This is a genomic window from Arthrobacter sp. CDRTa11 (assembly GCF_026427775.1).
Taxonomy (GTDB): Bacteria; Actinomycetota; Actinomycetes; order Actinomycetales; family Micrococcaceae; genus Arthrobacter.
On the sequence record NZ_CP044532.1, the window covers coordinates 4,570,335 to 4,586,752 of the forward strand.

12 protein-coding genes and 2 pseudogenes are annotated in these 16,418 nt (G+C 64.6%); 2 read left to right on the forward strand and 12 right to left on the reverse strand.

Features of this window, described 5'->3' with window-relative positions; all coding sequences use genetic code 11:
• The first annotated feature begins 44 nt into the window (after nucleotides 1-44).
• Nucleotides 45-1,085: an ATP-binding protein gene (locus F8G81_RS20705; protein ID WP_267276511.1), complete on the forward strand. Its 1,041-nt coding sequence runs from the start codon at nucleotides 45-47 to the stop codon at nucleotides 1,083-1,085.
• 104 nt (nucleotides 1,086-1,189) lie between these two features.
• Here the strand turns inward: F8G81_RS20705 and F8G81_RS20710 are convergent, their stop codons facing one another.
• The 7 genes and pseudogenes from F8G81_RS20710 to glyA all read right to left on the reverse strand — a co-directional run bounded on the left by F8G81_RS20710 (nucleotide 1,190) and on the right by glyA (nucleotide 8,479).
• A complete protein-coding gene (locus tag F8G81_RS20710; RefSeq protein WP_267276512.1) occupies nucleotides 1,190-2,422 on the reverse strand; it encodes a saccharopine dehydrogenase family protein in 1,233 nt (410 codons plus the stop codon).
• A gap of 77 nt (nucleotides 2,423-2,499) precedes the next feature.
• Nucleotides 2,500-2,682 (reverse strand): annotated as a pseudogene (locus tag F8G81_RS23630) (permease); the annotation flags it as partial.
• A gap of 321 nt (nucleotides 2,683-3,003) precedes the next feature.
• A complete protein-coding gene (gene pntB / locus F8G81_RS20715) occupies nucleotides 3,004-4,479 on the reverse strand; it encodes a Re/Si-specific NAD(P)(+) transhydrogenase subunit beta (RefSeq protein ID WP_267276513.1) in 1,476 nt (491 codons plus the stop codon).
• Nucleotides 4,476-6,029, reverse strand: coding sequence for a Re/Si-specific NAD(P)(+) transhydrogenase subunit alpha (locus F8G81_RS20720; RefSeq protein WP_267276514.1), 1,554 nt, complete (start codon nucleotides 6,027-6,029; stop codon nucleotides 4,476-4,478). The genes pntB and F8G81_RS20720 overlap by 4 nt, the downstream gene beginning before the upstream one ends.
• Before the next feature lie 46 nt (nucleotides 6,030-6,075).
• On the reverse strand, nucleotides 6,076-6,990 hold the full coding sequence (gene pdxS / locus F8G81_RS20725; protein WP_323809214.1) for a pyridoxal 5'-phosphate synthase lyase subunit PdxS: 915 nt from the start codon (nucleotides 6,988-6,990) through the stop codon (nucleotides 6,076-6,078).
• Nucleotides 6,981-7,175, reverse strand: a pseudogene (locus tag F8G81_RS20730) (L-serine ammonia-lyase, iron-sulfur-dependent, subunit alpha); the annotation flags it as partial. The gene pdxS and the pseudogene F8G81_RS20730, both read right to left, overlap by 10 nt.
• Complete coding sequence (gene glyA / locus F8G81_RS20735) at nucleotides 7,151-8,479, reverse strand: serine hydroxymethyltransferase (protein WP_267279314.1); 1,329 nt, start codon at nucleotides 8,477-8,479, stop codon at nucleotides 7,151-7,153. The gene glyA and the pseudogene F8G81_RS20730, both read right to left, overlap by 25 nt.
• Nucleotides 8,480-8,539: 60 nt before the next feature.
• On the opposite strand from glyA, the gene F8G81_RS20740 reads away from it, so the two are divergent.
• Nucleotides 8,540-8,665 (forward strand): hypothetical protein, encoded by a 126-nt coding sequence (locus tag F8G81_RS20740; RefSeq protein ID WP_267276515.1) that lies wholly within the window; start codon nucleotides 8,540-8,542, stop codon nucleotides 8,663-8,665.
• A 57-nt stretch (nucleotides 8,666-8,722) separates the two neighbouring features.
• Here F8G81_RS20740 and F8G81_RS20745 read toward each other — a convergent pair whose 3' ends face one another.
• From F8G81_RS20745 to F8G81_RS20765, 5 genes are all read right to left on the reverse strand, one after another.
• Nucleotides 8,723-10,762 carry an ABC transporter ATP-binding protein gene (locus F8G81_RS20745; protein ID WP_323809215.1) on the reverse strand — a complete coding sequence of 680 codons (2,040 nt, stop codon included), beginning with the start codon at nucleotides 10,760-10,762 and terminating at the stop codon, nucleotides 8,723-8,725.
• Complete coding sequence (locus F8G81_RS20750; protein ID WP_267276516.1) at nucleotides 10,759-12,507, reverse strand: ABC transporter ATP-binding protein; 1,749 nt, start codon at nucleotides 12,505-12,507, stop codon at nucleotides 10,759-10,761. Before F8G81_RS20750 ends, F8G81_RS20745 begins: the two co-directional genes overlap by 4 nt.
• Nucleotides 12,508-12,924: 417 nt before the next feature.
• Nucleotides 12,925-14,178, reverse strand: coding sequence for a metal-dependent hydrolase family protein (locus tag F8G81_RS20755; protein WP_267276517.1), 1,254 nt, complete (start codon nucleotides 14,176-14,178; stop codon nucleotides 12,925-12,927).
• Nucleotides 14,179-14,241: 63 nt separating this feature from the next.
• The gene (locus F8G81_RS20760; RefSeq protein ID WP_267276518.1) at nucleotides 14,242-14,697 is read right to left on the reverse strand and encodes a GAF domain-containing protein; all 456 of its coding nucleotides are present in this window, start codon (nucleotides 14,695-14,697) and stop codon (nucleotides 14,242-14,244) included.
• 44 nt (nucleotides 14,698-14,741) lie between these two features.
• Nucleotides 14,742-16,415: a hydantoinase B/oxoprolinase family protein gene (locus F8G81_RS20765; RefSeq protein WP_267276519.1), complete on the reverse strand. Its 1,674-nt coding sequence runs from the start codon at nucleotides 16,413-16,415 to the stop codon at nucleotides 14,742-14,744.
• Between the last annotated feature and the right edge of the window lie 3 nt (nucleotides 16,416-16,418).

A 16,418-nucleotide genomic window follows, 5' to 3' on the forward strand; every position in this document is an offset into this window, starting at 1 on the left:
GGCAGAACCCCTTCAAGCCGACGGCAGGAGCAACGCCCCCTGCATTGGTCGGACGGGCCGGGCTTTTGGACGAGTTCGAGTACGGCCTGCAACAGGGTTCCGGAGCGCCTGGCCTTCTGACCATCATCACGGGCTCCAGAGGCATCGGCAAGACGGTCATGTTGAGCGCTGCCGAAGGCATCGCCCGGGCTCACGGCTGGGCCGTCATCTCCCGGACAGCCACACCCGGGTTCCTGGCCGGAATCGGCGACGACATGCTCGCTCTCCTCCAGGAACTCGGGGACGGGCCTCCTGCCCGGAAAATTACAGCCTTTTCCGCGGCAGGGTTCGGACTGACAACCCATCTTCCCCCGGAACGGGCGGCCGACTGGCGCCGTACCGGGAACGAACTGCTGCGCCTGCTGGACGCTCAAGGCACAGGACTGGTCATCACCGTTGACGAGATACACGCCGTCGACAGGACGGAGATCTCGCAGCTGGCCGCCGACGTCCAGCACTTCATCCGCGACGGGCTGCCCATCGGCCTGATCTTCGCCGGCCTGCCATCAGCTGTCTCCGACCTCCTCAACGAAGGCGTCGCCACCTTCCTGCGTCGCGCCGACAGGATAAATCTCCACGAAGCAGCCATCACTGAAGTCACTGCATCGTACAGCGAGCTTTTCAGCCAGGGGGACATCAGCATCTCCCCCGACCTCATTAACGAAGCAGCCGAGGCCACCGAGGGGTATCCTTTCCTGATCCAACTGGTCGGCTACTACCTCTGGCTCGAAGCCGACAAGGCAGGATGGAAGCTGAACCAGGGCAGCGTTCAGCGCGCGATCACTGCCGCCCAAAGACGAAACACCTTGGTGGTCGTCGAGTCGGCGCTGTCGGACATCTCTGACAAAGACCGCGAGTTCCTCGACGCAATGGCCGCCCAAGATGGTCCCTCTGCAGCCGGTCAGATTGGCGCCATCCTCAAGGCTAAGCCCAATCTCGTATCTAAGTACCGGAACAGGCTCATGGCTGCGGGCCTGATCGAGTCCGCAGGCTACGGCAAAGTGGACTTCGCAATCCCCGGGCTCCGCCAATACCTTCGCGAGTAGATCGATCAGAAGTTCCGTTATCGGCGTTCGGAAATGGGCAGACCGCAAGCGGACCTGGTCCAGTCAATGATTGCCCCGTTATCAGGTGACCTGCAGGACCTGGGTTAGGCGAGTTTGGTCACTTGGTAAGTGTGACCGGCTGCACGGAGTCGCTGTATGAGCACGTTGCCGAGTGCAGTGGCCGGTGTCAGCGACCCTTTCGCGGTCGGCAGCCGGTCGCCGTCGAGGGCAAGAGCGAGTGCCGTCTCCCCTGCCATCACGGCGGTGGCGGCATAGCCGGGATCACCGGGGCCGGCAGCAATCGCCTGGTATCGGTGCCCGCCCTCGGTGTGGGCGGTCACCTGGGAGTGGAACCAGCCCGCGCGCTGCGTGCTGGTGCTCGGACCCGCACCTGGTGCCGGAAGACAGCGGTCGAGCACCCTCCGGGTCGGCGGGAACGCCATCGCGCCCGTGAATGCCCGGAGCCCGAGTGCGATCGCCCTGGCGATGACCGCTCCTGCCGGTCCGCGGGCCACCCCCATCACCTCGCCGTACTGAAGGGAGCGGCCATAGGCCCAGCCCTGCAATGCGTTGCTGCGGCGCACTATCCGGGTGTTGAACGGGGCCATGATGAAAGGCGCGGTCCAGGTGCCGTCATCGGAACGGCGGACAGGACCGGCGTCAGGAGGCTGTTGAGTCGTCGGCTCCCGTGTGCGGTCGGGGCTCAGAGCGTAGGGGTCCGCGGCTAATGATCTCAGGGCGTTGCTCGATCGCATCGCGTCGAGCTGCCCGCGCATCGATTCGAGCGTGCCTCCGCTGATGCCACCCTTGGCAGTAGCAACGAGTTGGACCTCGACCAAACCGCCAGCGCCATCGGCTTTTGCCGCCTGGTGAAGCAGCAGTACAGTGAGGTCGGACGGCACGGAGTCGTAGCCGCAGGAGTGCACGATCCTGGCCCCGTTCGTCTTGGCCAGAGCGTCGTAGCGATCGATCGCCTCCCTGATGAAGGACACCTCACCCGCGAGGTCGGCGTAGTGGGTACCGGCCCGTGCGCAGGCGTCGACGACAGGTAGTCCGTGTTCCGCGTATGGACCGACGGTTGTGAAGAGCACGCGTGTGCCCGCGGCCAGGGCGGCGATTGAGTCAGCGTCCTCCGAGTCGGCTTCGATGAGGGCCCATCCGTGCGCCGCAACCGGCAACCGCGACCGAACCGCCTCGAGTCTGGACCTGGACCGGCCCGCGAGTCCGACTCGCATGCCGGCCGGTGCATTCTCCGCGACGTAGACGGCGATCAGTCTGCCAACGAAACCCGTCGCTCCGTAGAGAACGAGGTCATGTTCCCGAGATGAGATGTCCATAACTGCAGCTTTTCACAGCGGCAACTCCACGCTGACACACGGCTCCCTGCCTTGGTCCTCGGAACAACCGGAACCGATCAGACCCCCGCCACTGGAGCCGCGAACTGCGCCTCATACAACCGCGCACAAGCCCCGCCGCCAGCCAACAGCGAGGCGTGTGTCCCCGGTTCTACGATCTGACCGGCGTCCATCACCAGGATGAGATCGGCGTCGCGGATCGTGGAGAAGCGGTGCGCCATCACAAAGGAGGTCCGGTCGGCCGCAGCTTGCCGCGTTATGCATCCCCCGGATACGCCAGCAGTTCGTGCCGGTGGTGGAGCAGGAACTCGTGCCGGTAGTGAAGGCCAACCCAGGGTGAGGCGCCGAAGGCGTCAATACTAGGAAATTCCCGCGCTGCAGAATTCTCGCATGTTTGTGGCGGGGCGGACGGAAAGGATCGAACCGCGCCTTGGCGAATGCGGTTGTGCGGCGCTTGATCCTGGGGCATGGTTTTGTCCTCATCTCCGTTGAGGGTTGGGTGATCGTACGTACGCCTCCAGCGCGGGCGGATGAACTGCAGGAAGCCCATGACGTGCTTCCTGTCAGAACGCTTTGAGGATGTCTTCGACGCGGGCTTTGGCGTCGCCGAAGAGCATTTGGGAGTTGTCGCGGAAGAACAGGGGGTTTTGGACGCCGGCGTAGCCTGCGGCCATGGAGCGTTTGAACACGATGACGTTTTCGGCTTCCCAGACCCGCAGGACAGGCATCCCGGCAATGGGGCTGCCCGGGTCTTCTGCGGCGGAGGGGTTGACGGTGTCGTTAGCGCCGATGACGAGGACCACGGAGGTGTCGCCGAGGTCTTCGTTGATTTCGTCCATTTCCAGGACGATGTCGTAGGGGACTTTGGCTTCGGCGAGGAGAACGTTCATGTGCCCTGGCAGGCGCCCGGCGACCGGGTGGATGCCGAACCTGACGTTCACACCCCTCTCTCGGAGCTGGTGTGCGAGTTCCGCGACAGGGTACTGTGCCTGCGCGACGGCCATGCCGTAGCCGGGGGTGATGACCACGGACGAGGCGTTGGTCAGCATTTCAGCGGTGGCTTCGGCGGTGATTTCGCGGTGCTCGCCCTGGTCCGTGTCCCCCTTGCTGGCGGGGGCGGCGATGCCGAAGCCGCCCGCGATCACGGAGATGAAGGACCGGTTCATGGCCTTGCACATGATGTAGGACAGGTATGCGCCCGAGGAGCCAACCAAGGCACCGGTGATGATGAGCAGGTCATTATTCAGCAGGAAGCCTGCCGCGGCCGCGGCCCAGCCGGAGTAGCTGTTGAGCATGGACACGACCACGGGCATGTCGCCGCCGCCGATGGAGGCGACCAGGTGCCAGCCCAGCGCCAGGGCAAGGGCTGTGACGACGATGAGGAGCCAGAGCTGGGAGTCGTTGACGTACCAGACGGTCAGGGCGATGAACGCGGCGAGGGCGCCGAGGTTGATCGCGTTCTTGCCCGGCAGCATCAGCGGTGAGGACTTCATCCGGGCGGAGAGTTTCAGGAACGCCACGATCGAGCCGGTGAAGGTCACCGCGCCGATGAACACGCCGATGAACACCTCGGCGTGGTGGATCGCTGTCAGGTCCGGGGATAGGTCAGGGGCTTCAAGGTGCCCGTTCCAGCCGACCAGGACCGCGGCGAGACCAACGAAGCTGTGCAGCAGGGCGATCAGTTCGGGCATGCCGGTCATTTCGACGACGCGGGCGCGCCAGAGCCCGATGGCGCCGCCGACGGCCACCGCGGCGACCAGCAGGCCCAGGCCGGTGAGGCCGGCGCCGGTGCCCCAGGCGTCCTGGACGGTCAGCCAGATCGTCGCGGCGAGGGCGATGACCATGCCGGTGATGCCGTAGATGACCCCGGCCCGGGCTTTCTCGTGCTTGCTCAGCCCGGCGAGGCTGAGGATGAACAGCAGGGCAGCGACGACGTAGGCGGCGCCGGCGATGGAGTCGGCGGTCAACGGACCGGAGACGGTGTCAGACACGGTAAGGCTCCTCGATAGAATTCCTGCTGCTTCAGTGGCCGCGCTCATGAACGTGCCTTCCCGGCCGAGAACATGGCGAGCATGCGCCGGGTGACGGCGAAGCCGCCGAAAATGTTAATGCTGGCCAGCAGCACCGCGACGGCCGCGAGGACCTGCATGACAATGTTGTCCGAGGTGACCTGCAGGAGGGCACCGACGACGATGATCCCCGAGATCGCGTTCGTGACGGACATCAGCGGGGTGTGCAGGGCGTGGTGGACTTTCCCGATGACGTAGAAGCCGACCACGATCGAAAGCATCAGAACCGTAAAGTGCTGGGGCAGCGGCGCCGGAGCCACCGCGTTGACCAGGAACAACGCCGCGATGCCGGCGGCAAACAAGCCCGCTTTACCGGCGGTACCGAGGCCTTGCTTCTTCTTCGGGGCGGTGGTTTCGGCAGCCGTGGCCTGGGCCTTGGCCGCCGGGGCGGCGGAGACCTGGACCGGTGGCGGCGGCCAGGTCTTCTCACCGTCGCGCACCACCGTCACCGAGCGCTGCACCACGTCATCAAAATCGATCCGAAGCTGACCGTCCTTATCCGGCGTCAGGAGCTTGAGCAGGTTCACCATGTTCGTCCCGTACAGCTGGGACGCCTGGGCCGGCAAACGGGCCGGAAGATCCGTGTAGCCCAGGATCACCACCCCGTTGTCCGTCACGATGCGTTCGCCGGCGACGGAGCCTTCAACGTTCCCGCCCTGACCCGCTGCCATGTCCACGATCACACTGCCAGCCTTCATACCGGCCACATCCTCAGCCGTGAGGAGCTTCGGCGCCGGACGCCCCGGGATCAGGGCCGTGGTGATGATGATATCCACATCCGCTGCCTGCTCGGAGTAAATTTCCGCGGCCCGGGCGTTGTACGCCTCGGACGTCGCCTTCGCGTATCCATCGGAGGACTTCATCTCTTCGGCGACCTCGACCTTGAGGTAGGTACCGCCGATGGATTTCACCTGGTCGGCGACCTCCGGCCGCGGATCAGTCGCCCGGACAATCGCGCCCAGGCTGGACGCGGCGCCGATCGCCGCCAACCCGGCGACGCCGGCGCCTGCGACGAGGACCTTCGCGGGCGGGACTTTGCCCGCCGCGGTCACCTGACCGGTGAAAAACCGGCCGAACTCATGGGCCGCCTCGATGACGGCACGATACCCGGCAATGTTCGCCATCGAACTGAGCACATCCATCGACTGGGCCCGCGAGATCCGCGGCACCGCATCCAACGCCAGCGCCGTGATCGGACGCGAAGCCAGAGCCTCCACCAGCTCAGGCCGCAAACCAGGGCTCAATGACCCGATCAGCGTGGCGCCCGATGCTAGACGGGCAATCTCATCCTCAGTGGGCGGATTTATCCGCAACACCACCTCGCTGCCCCACGCCTCATCGGCGCCCACAATCAGGGCACCCGCTTCGGCATACGCTTCATCGCGGAACGACGCGGACTCCCCCGCACCCTTCTCGACCACAACCTCGTAGCCCAACCCAAGCAGCTGCTTCACGGTGACAGGCGTCGCCGCCACCCTCGTCTCGCGACCCAACTCGGCCACAATGCCAATACGTGTCACTTTTTTCCTTTTCTCTAAGATGTGATGCCCGGTCAATGTCGTTGCTTTACCAGCCGCGCTCGGCGAGGCGGTGCGGCTGCGGGATTTCGTCCACGTTGATGCCCACCATGGCTTCGCCCAGACCGCGTGAGGCCTTGGCGATGACGTCCGGGTCGTCAAAATAGGCAGTGGCTCTGACGACGGCGGCGGCGCGCTGGGCCGGGTTGCCGGACTTGAAGATGCCCGAGCCGACGAACACGCCGTCGGCGCCGAGCTGCATCATCATCGCCGCGTCCGCGGGGGTGGCGATGCCGCCGGCGGTGAACAGCACCACCGGAAGCTTGCCCGTGAGCGCTACTTCCTTGACCAGTTCATACGGGGCCTGCAGTTCCTTCGCGGCAACGTACAGCTCATCCTCGGGCAGCGAGGAAAGCCTGCGCAGCTCGGCACGGATCTGGCGCATGTGCGTGGTGGCGTTGGAAACGTCACCAGTGCCTGCCTCGCCCTTGGACCGGATCATCGCCGCGCCCTCGTTGATCCGGCGCAGCGCCTCACCAAGGTTGGTGGCACCACAGACGAAGGGAACAGTGAATTCCCACTTGTCGATGTGGTTGGCATAGTCCGCCGGGGTCAGGACCTCGGACTCGTCAATGTAGTCAACGCCCAGGGACTGCAGGATCTGGGCCTCAACAAAGTGGCCGATCCGGGCCTTGGCCATGACCGGCACGGACACGGCCTCGATGATCTTGTCGATCATGTCCGGATCCGACATCCGGGACACGCCGCCCTGGGCGCGAATATCAGCCGGCACGCGTTCCAGCGCCATCACTGCAACGGCACCGGCGTCTTCGGCGATGCGGGCCTGCTCGACGTTGACGACGTCCATGATGACGCCGCCCTTGAGCATCTCAGCCATGCCGCGCTTGACGCGCTTGCTGCCCGTGACGGCGATGTGTTCGTACGGGAGTCGTTTCAGGGACATTTCTTGCTCCGATAGGACAGGCTGGTCTCTTTGTCGAGGGATACCTTGTGGCTTCCGTCGCCGTGCAGGGCAAGGCGGGCGGCATTGATGGCATTGACGCTGACGATGGCGTTGCGTTCGATGCAGGGGATCTGCACCAGCCCGCCCACGGAGTCGCAGGTCAGGCCAAGGTTGTGTTCAATGCCCGGACCACACCGTCCTTATGACTTCTTCGGGTCCAGATTGGGGTAGAGGGGAACTTTCCGGCGAGGATTTCAACCCGCTGCCGAAGTTCTGCCACGGTCTCTTCATTGAAATCGTGCTTGAGGGCTGCTGCGATAATGTCTGCCACCTCGGTGAATTCTGCTTTTCCGAACCCACGCGTGGCCAGTGCCGGTGTGCCGATACGAAGCCCGGAGGAAACCATCGGGGGACGCGGGTCGAAGGGCACAGCGTTCCGGTTAACGGTGATCCCGATCCGGTGCAGGCGGTCTTCGCCCTGCTGGCCATCCAGTTCCGAATTGCGCAGGTCAACCAGGACCAGGTGCACGTCGGTACCACCGCTGACCACGGTCACACCGGACTCTGCGACGTCGGCAGCCAGAATACGTTCTGCGATGATGCGGGCGCCTTCCAGGGTGCGTTCCTGGCGGTCGCGGAACTCCGGCTCAGCAGCGAGCTTGAACGCCACGGCCTTCGCGGCAATGACGTGCTCCAGCGGGCCGCCCTGCTGTCCGGGGAACACTGCGGAGTTGACCTTCTTGGCGATGCCGGCGTCGTTGGTCAGGATCACTCCACCGCGCGGGCCGCCAAGGGTCTTGTGGGTGGTGCTGGTAACGATGTGGGCGTGAGGCACGGGGTTGGGGTGCAGTCCTGCAGCCACCAGGCCGGCGAAGTGGGCCATGTCCACCATCAGGTAGGCGCCCACCAGGTCAGCGATGCGGCGGAATTCGGCGAAGTCCAGCTGGCGGGAGTACGCGGACCAGCCGGCGACGATCAGCTTCGGCTTGTTCTCAACCGCCAGGCGCTCCACTTCCGACATGTCGATCTGCATGGAGTCTTCATCGACGCCATACGGGACCACCTTGTAGAGCTTGCCGGAGAAATTGATCTTCATGCCGTGCGTCAGATGGCCACCGTGAGCCAGGTTCAGGCCCAGGATGGTGTCACCGGGCTGGATCAGGGCGAACATCGCCGCTGCGTTGGCCTGCGCACCGGAGTGGGGCTGTACGTTGGCGAATTCGGAACCGAAGAGGGACTTGAGGCGGTCGATGGCCAGCTGCTCCACCACGTCAACGTGTTCGCAGCCCCCGTAATAGCGCTTGCCCGGGTACCCCTCGGCGTACTTGTTGGTCAGTACGGATCCCTGCGCCTCCATGACGGCAGTCGGCGCAAAGTTTTCCGAGGCGATCATCTCCAGCGTGCCCTGCTGGCGCAGCAGTTCCTGCTCCACAGCGGCGTGGATAGCAGGATCCGTCTCTGCGAGCGTGCGGGTCAGAACGTCGACCATCATGTCTCCTAAAGTTTTAAACCTAATATCCCATTGATATATTAGTTTCTGCGCTCAAGTATGCTATCGACGCCGGAGAGTGTCAACAGGTTCTCGCTGGATGTGCATGGGGACGGCCGGGAGAAGTCAACGACTCCGGCCGCCTGGGTGAAGGTCATGGAGCTGGACCGCTTCGACCTGCGCTGACTGATGCGTCCGGGCCGGCTGTTCTTGCAGCCGGCCCGGGGCACGAACAATGCCAGTTCACACCTCCGCCACGGGCGCCGCAAACTGCGCCTCGTACAGCCGCGCGTACGCCCCGCCCGCAGCCAGCAGTGAAGCGTGCGTCCCCTGTTCCACGATCTGCCCGGCCTCCATCACCAGGATGAGGTCGGCGTCCCGGATGGTGGACAGGCGGTGGGCAATCACAAACGAAGTCCGGTCGGACCTCAACGCACTCATCGCCTTCTGTACCAGCACTTCGGTCCGGGTATCCACCGAAGACGTCGCCTCATCCAGGATCAGGACAGAAGGCCGCGCCAGAAAAGCCCGCGCAATCGTCAGCAGCTGCTTCTCCCCCGCAGACACGTTGGCGCCCTCGTCGTCCAAAACAGTGTCATACCCCTCAGGCAGCGACCGCACGAACCGGTCAACGTACGTCGCCCGCGCCGCCTCCAAAATCTCGTCCTCGGTAGCCGAAGGCCTGCCGTACGCAATGTTGTCCCGGATGGTCCCGCCGAACAGCCACGTATCCTGCAGCACCATGCCCATCCGCGCGCGCAGCTCGCGCCGGGGCACCGAGGTGACGTCCACGCCGTCGAGCGTTATCCGCCCGGCGTCCAGCTCGTAGAACCGCATCATCAGGTTCACCAGCGTGGTCTTGCCCGCACCGGTGGGCCCCACAATCGCCACCGTCTGTCCAGGCTCCGCCACCAAAGACAAAGAAGAGATCAGCGGCTTGTCCGGCGAGTAGGAGAAGGAGACGTCCTCAAACACCAGCCGGCCACGGCCAAAACCGTCGGAAGAAGAATCCCCAGGCAATGGATCCGGCAACTCCTCGTCCTCGTCCAAGAGCGAGAACACCCGCTCGGCGGACGCCACCCCGGACTGCAGCAAATTGGCCATGGACCCCAGTTGCGCCAGCGGCATGGTGAACTGCCGCGAGTACTGGATGAACGCCTGCACATCGCCCAGCTGCATCGCCCCGGACGCCACCTGCAGCCCGCCCACCACCGCAATCCCCACGTACACCAGGTTCCCGATGAACGTCATGGCCGGCATGATCAGCCCGGAGATGAACTGCGCCCCGAAGCTCGCCTCATACAGCTCCGCGTTCTTCTGCCGGAACCGCTCGCCCACCTCCTGCTGCCGGCCGAACACCTTCACCAGCGCGTGCCCGGTGTACGTCTCCTCGATCTGCCCGTTCAGCTCCCCCGTGTGCTTCCACTGCGCCACAAACAGCTTCTGCGAACGCTTGGCGATCAGCGCCGTAATCCCCAGCGTCAGCGGAACGGTCACCAGCGCAATCAGCGCCAGCGTGGGCGACAGGATGAACATCATCACCAGCACGCCCACTACCGTCAGCACCGACGTGACCGCCTGGCTGATGGACTGCTGCAAGCTCTGCGAAATGTTGTCCACGTCGTTTGTCACCCGGCTCAGCAGCTCGCCGCGCTGGATGGAATCGAAATACCTCAGGGGCAGCCGGTTGATCTTCGCCTCGATCCGCTCCCGCAGCCCGAACACCGTCCGCTGCACCACCGCGTTCAGCACATACGCCTGCACCCACATAAACGCCGACGCCAGCACATACAGCACCAGCGCCCACAGCAGCACGCTGGACAGCGCCGCGAAATCGATCCCCTGCCCAGGCGTCAGCGCCATGGGGGTGAGCATGTCCGCCTGCTGGTTCTGCCCGGACGCCCGCAGCTGCGCAATCACGTCCGCCTTGCTCGCCCCGGCCGGCAGGTCCCGGGACACCACCCCGGCGAAGATCAGGTTGGTGCCCTCCCCCAGCAGCCGCGGCCCGATCACCGAGAGCGCCACACTGGCCACCCCCATCGCCAGCACCAGCAGCAGCCACCCCCGCTCCGGCCGCAGCGTGCCCAGCAGCCGTTTGGCCGACGGCCCGAAGTTCATCGCCTTCTCGGCGGGCACGTTCATCCCCGCGAAGGGTCCGCCGCGTCCCGGCCCGCCCGCCGGACGGGGAATGCGTTCGACGACGGCGGGCCCGCCTTTAGCGGCGGGTGCCGTCCCGCCGGTGGTTCCGGAAGCGTTCGACGGCGGCCGGTGCGGGGAGCTCATACCGTCTCCTCCGCTGCCAGCTGGGACGAGACGATTTCGCGGTACGTCTCGGACGTCTCCAGCAGCTCACTGTGCGTTCCGCGCCCGACGATCCTGCCGCCGTCGAGCACTAAAATCTGGTCCGCGTCCACGATGCTGGACACGCGCTGGGCGATGATCACCAGCGTGGCGCCGGCGGTGCTGCGCTTGAGGGCCTGCCGGAGCCGGGCGTCGGTGCCGGTGTCCAGCGAGGAGAAGGAGTCGTCGAAGATGTAGAGTTCGGGCCGTTTCACCAGTGCCCGGGCGATGGCCAGCCGCTGCCGCTGTCCGCCGGAGACATTGGTGCCGCCCTGCGAGATGGGTGCGTCCAGCCCGCCCTCCATCTCCTCCACAAAGTCCCGGGCCTGGGCGATGCGGAGCGCTTCCCAGAGCTCATCTTCAGTAGCGTCCGGCTTGCCGTACTGCAGGTTGCTGCGCACGGTGCCGGTGAAAAGGTAGGGCCGCTGCGGGACCAGGCCGATGTGCCCCCAGAGCAGGTCAGGGTGCAGCTCGCGGACGTCAACGCCGTTGATCCTGACCGATCCTGTGGTGGCGTCGAACAGCCGGGGCATGAGGTTCACCAGGGTGGTTTTGCCGGCGCCGGTGCTGCCGATGATCGCCGTCGTCTGGCCGGAGCGGGCGGTGAAGCTGATGCCGGACAGGACGGGCTGGTCGGCACCCGGGTACGCGAATCCGACGTCGAGCATTTCCAGCTCTCCCCGCCGGTGCCCGTCGCTGGACGGGGCGCTGCCAACCGGATGCAGCGGCGGCAGGACGCTGGATTCGGTGCCCAGCACCTCGCCGATCCGGTCAGCCGAGACGGCCGCCCGCGGGATCATGACGGCCATAAACGTGGCCATCATGACGGACATCAGGATCTGCAGGAGGTAGCTGAGGAACGCGATCAGGGTGCCCACCTGCATGGAGCCGTCCTGGATCCGGAAGGAGCCGAACCAGATCACCGCCACGCTGGAGACGTTCAGCACCAGCATCACCACGGGGAATGCGAGCGCCATCAGGCGGCCGGTGCGGAGGGCGGTGTCCGTGACGTCCTCGTTGGCGCGGGCGAAGCGTTCCGTTTCGATGTCCTCGCGCACGAAGGCCCGCACCACGCGGATGCCGGTGAGCTGTTCGCGGAGCACCCGGTTCACGGTGTCGATCCGCTTCTGCATCTTCCGGAACAGCGGCACCATCCGGATGATGATGAGGCCCACCCCGATCAGCAGCACGGGCACGGCGACGGCGATCAGCCAGGACAGCTGCACGTCCTGCCGCACGGCCATGATCACCCCGCCGATGCTGAGCATGGGTGCGGTGACCAGCATGGTGGCGGACATCAGGACCAGCTGCTGGACCTGCTGGACGTCGTTGGTGGATCTTGTGATGAGGCTTGGTGCGCCGAACTTGGTGACTTCCTGCTCGGAGAACTCGCCCACGCGTTGGAAAACAGCCCCGCGCAGGTCCCGGCCCACGCCCATCGCCGCTTTCGCTGCGAAGTACACCGCGACCACGGCGCAGACGATCTGCAGCAGCGTGATGGCCAGCATCAGGCCGCCCAGGTTCAGGATGACGCCGGTGTCCCCCTTGGCCACGCCCTCGTCGATGATGTCCGCGTTCAGGGTGGGCAGGTACAGGGACGCGATGGACTGCGCCAGCTGGAAAACCACGACGGCGGCCAGCAGCTGCCGGTGCGGCCGCAGGTATTCAACAAGCAGTTTCCAGAGCAAAAGCGGCTCCTGGTCCAGGGCTCACGGAACGTGATGCGAAGGTCAGTTTACGTCCGGAGGCTGGGAACCAGACCTGTGTCCGCTGGAGAAAACCGGGCGGTTCTCCGACAGCGTATTCGCCTCCTGAAGCCGGTCCACGGCGAAGTGCGGCGGACGGTGACCTGCTCAATATCGGAGCGGAAGTCTGTCAGCCATGAGTCGACGACGGCGTAGGACGCGTACCAGGACGAGCCGGCCGCGACGTTCCATGCGCTACGCAGCGCTTCCTGGCTGAGGCGGTTCCCCAGGAAGTTATCCGTGCGCATAGGCCCGCATCCGGCCTCAGAGCGCCATCAGTGTTGACCGTTCTTTCCGGGAGGCCAAAAGCCCCTTGATCTGCACGGACCGGCGCCTATTTACGGGTATTTTCGCGGCTTCTTAGGCAACCGGAACGTCTAACGGCATGTCCGCCGCGCCCCAAAGGGCACCGGTGGAGATGATCTCCCCGTCCTTAATCACGGTACGTGTCCTGCTCTCGTCCCAGAGGATCGAGGGTTCGTGGAAGGGATTCCCGTCCAGCATCACCAAGTCCGCGCAGGCCCCCTCCGTGATGCGTCCTAGGTCACCACGCCGAAGCAAGGCGGCGTTGGTTGATGTTGCCGACCGGAGTGCGCCGTACACACCAAGCACTTCGCACTGCAGACGGAGTCCGGCCAGTTGCTCATCCTCCAGCTCACCCATGAGGTCTGTTCCGAACCCAATCCGGACCCCTGCATCTCGGGCCAGTGCCACGGCGTTCCTCCCGGCCTCCAGCACTTCCCGGTTCTTGGCCGCTCCCACTTTGGTGAGGCCGACTTCCTCTCCGCGGCGGCCCATCGCGTCGTACGTGACCAACGTGGGCACGAGGTAGACGTCGTACTCCGCCATGAGCCGGGCGGTTTCAGCATCCAGAAGGTTGCCGTGTTCGATGCAGCGAACTCCATTAAGGACTGAGTGCCTGATGGCTTCCGGCGAGTAGGCGTGAGCGGTGGCGTAACTGCCCCGGCGTGCTGCTTCCTCTGCGACCACGCGGATTTCAGCGGCGCTGTACTGCGGGACACGGATCGGGTCGACCGGGGAGATCACACCTCCGGAGGTCATGAGCTTGATGGCGGTGGCACCGGTCCGGAACCTGTGGCGGACCGCCCGCAGCAAGTCCTCTGCGCCGTCCACTACCTCGCACATGTGGCCGCCATGGAAGCAGCTGCCATCGTTCGCGGCGCGGATGTCACCATGGCCGCCGGTCTGGCTCAGCGCGGGACCGGTAAAGAAGTAGCGGGGACCAGGGTACAGTCCTTCCTCGATGGCATTTGCAAGGCCCACGTCACCCCCGGCGACGTCACGAACCGCAGTGAAGCCGCGGAGCAGTGCAGCCTCAAGGCGCCGTGCCCCGGCAAGTGCGGAATAGCTCAGTGGTCCCGTCTCGTTCGTGGCGGACGTCAGGCTGAGGGCGTAGGCATGAAAATGCGCATCGATGAGTCCTGGAATCACGGTTCGGCCGCCGGCGTCAAGGACGACGCCTGTCTCTTCCACCTCCCGCCCTGCGGCGCTGATCCGGCCATCTTGGATGCTGATCGAGCCTTCAATCAGGTCAGGTGATTCACCGTCGAAGATTAGGGCGTTCCGTATTGTCAGGCTTTCCTGAGTGGTCACGTGCGTTACTTTCCTGTTGTCCCAGCGGGCGGGCCCCCCAATTGGTGCCCGCCCGCTGAGGAACTAGTTGGCGGTGGTAAGGGCTTCTTCGAGCAGATGGACGGACCGCCGTGCGACGTCCACGGCTGCGTCCACCGAACTCTGGTCGTAGCTGCCCTCAGGTGCGAGGAAGTTCATGGATCCGATGGTCTGGCCGTTGCTTACGACCGGAACGTTGACGATGGCGCCGCAGTCCAGTGACTCGATGGTTGCCGAATCAAAGAAGAACGCGCGGACCGCTTCCTTATCCGCTCCCAGGAACGGCTGCTGTCCAATGAGCACCTGCTCCAGCCACACCCGGTTCGTGTCCCCGGCGAGGGTCTTCTTCCCGCCGACCGGATAGACATCGGGATGGGTGGTGTAGACGCGGGCCATACTGGCACCGTTATCGGCAATGACGGAGGCGGTAAAGAGCGTGACACCGACTGCTTCCCGGGCGTGAGCGTACACGTCGTCAAAGGATTCAAATTGGGAACTCATAACGTCCTTATCTTTCTTGATGGGAGCCCATCCGCTGGCGGTGCCTAGTAGCCGTAGTGGGTCTTGGCGTAGTCTTCGGTGATGAAACCGTTGACGATGTCATAGGTGATGGCATCGCGGGAGCGTTTGGAAACCTCTCCGAAACCGCCGCCCCCTCCCACGGCGAGGCGGACGACGTCGCCGGCCTTGATCTTGTGGGCGTTCGCCTTCAGGGTACGGACCTCATCAGAGCGGCCGGGGTTGATGACAACTTCCGGGCCCTGGGCGTCGGATCCGCCGAAGAGCCCCCAGGCGGGGGTCTTCGACCGCTCGAACCAGAGCCCGACCACGCAGTCAGCCAGGAATTCGTATTCGCGCACCACGCCGTTGCCGCCACGGTACTGCCCGGGGCCTCCGGAATTGGGGCGGATGGAGTACTCGTTGATCCGGAACGGGTAGCGGGTCTCCAGCATCTCGATGGGCAGGTCCTTGAGGGAGCCGTTGACGTTGTTGATCATGGCTGATTCACCATCCGTGCCCTGCCAGGCACCCCAGCCGCCCAGGGTTGCTTCCATGGTGACGAAGTTCCGGCCGAAGCGGGCGTCGAAACCGGCGGCGGTGATGATCATTGAGTCACCGTGGCTGGCGCTGGCGACGCGTTCGGGCATGGCAGGGGCCATTGCCTTGGAGACGAGGTCGATCAGCAGCCCCAGGTGGGAGAAGTACCACTGGCACGGTGCCGGCGTAACGGCGCCGAGCACTGAGCCGGACCGAACCTGGGTGGTCATTGGCCGGAATGAGCCGCCGTTGGAGTTGGACTCCGGGCTGACTAGAAGTTTGTAGCCTACCCGCAGTGCCGAGACGGCCTGGGCGGCACCGCAATTGACCGGGCCCATGGTCTGGTCCGCCGAACCGGTGACATCGAAGTCAACGGTGTCGCCGGCTACAGTGATCCGCAGCCTGATCGGAATGGGAGTATCCAAATTGATGCCGTCGTTGTCCAGGAAGCCCTCGGCTTCGTAGACCCCGTCCGGGATGTTGCGGACGGTCGCACGCTCAATTTCCTCCGTTTGGCGGAAGATCTCATCCCGGGCGGCATCCAGCTGCTCCATTCCGTACCTGCCCACGAGCTCCTTCATCCGGGTGGTTCCCATCCGGAGCGCTGCGATCATCGCGTGCATGTCACCAATGGTCTGGTAGGGGAAGCGCACGTTGGTCCGGATCAGGTCCACAACCGAAGTCTCGACTCCGGCTTCGACCAGCTTGACCGGCCCCATCCTGAAGCCCTCCTGGAAGATATCCGTCGAGTCCATCGAGCCGCCCACATCTTTGGACCCCATGTCCATCCAGTGCGCACGGGTGGCTGCGAACCCGACCACCGCGCCGTCGTCGAAAATCGGAGCAAAAAGGGTCACATCGTTCAGGTGAGTGCCGCCCAGGTATGAGTCATTGAGGATCCAGATGTCTCCTTCCTGCCAGACCGCGCGGCCGTACATCTCTTCCACAGCGATCGAACAGGTTTCGAGGTTGCCGAGGAACAGCGGCAGGCCGGCGGACTGCCCGAGCACGCGGTGTTCGGTGTCGAGGAGGGCCACCACGCAGTCCCCGCCCTCATAGAGGATTGGTGAGTAAGCGGAACGGATCAGGGTGGCGTTCATGTCATCCGCAGCGCTGGTGAGCGCGTTGCGGATGATTTCCACGGTGACGGGATCCAGGGTTTTGACTGCTGTAATTGTCATTTT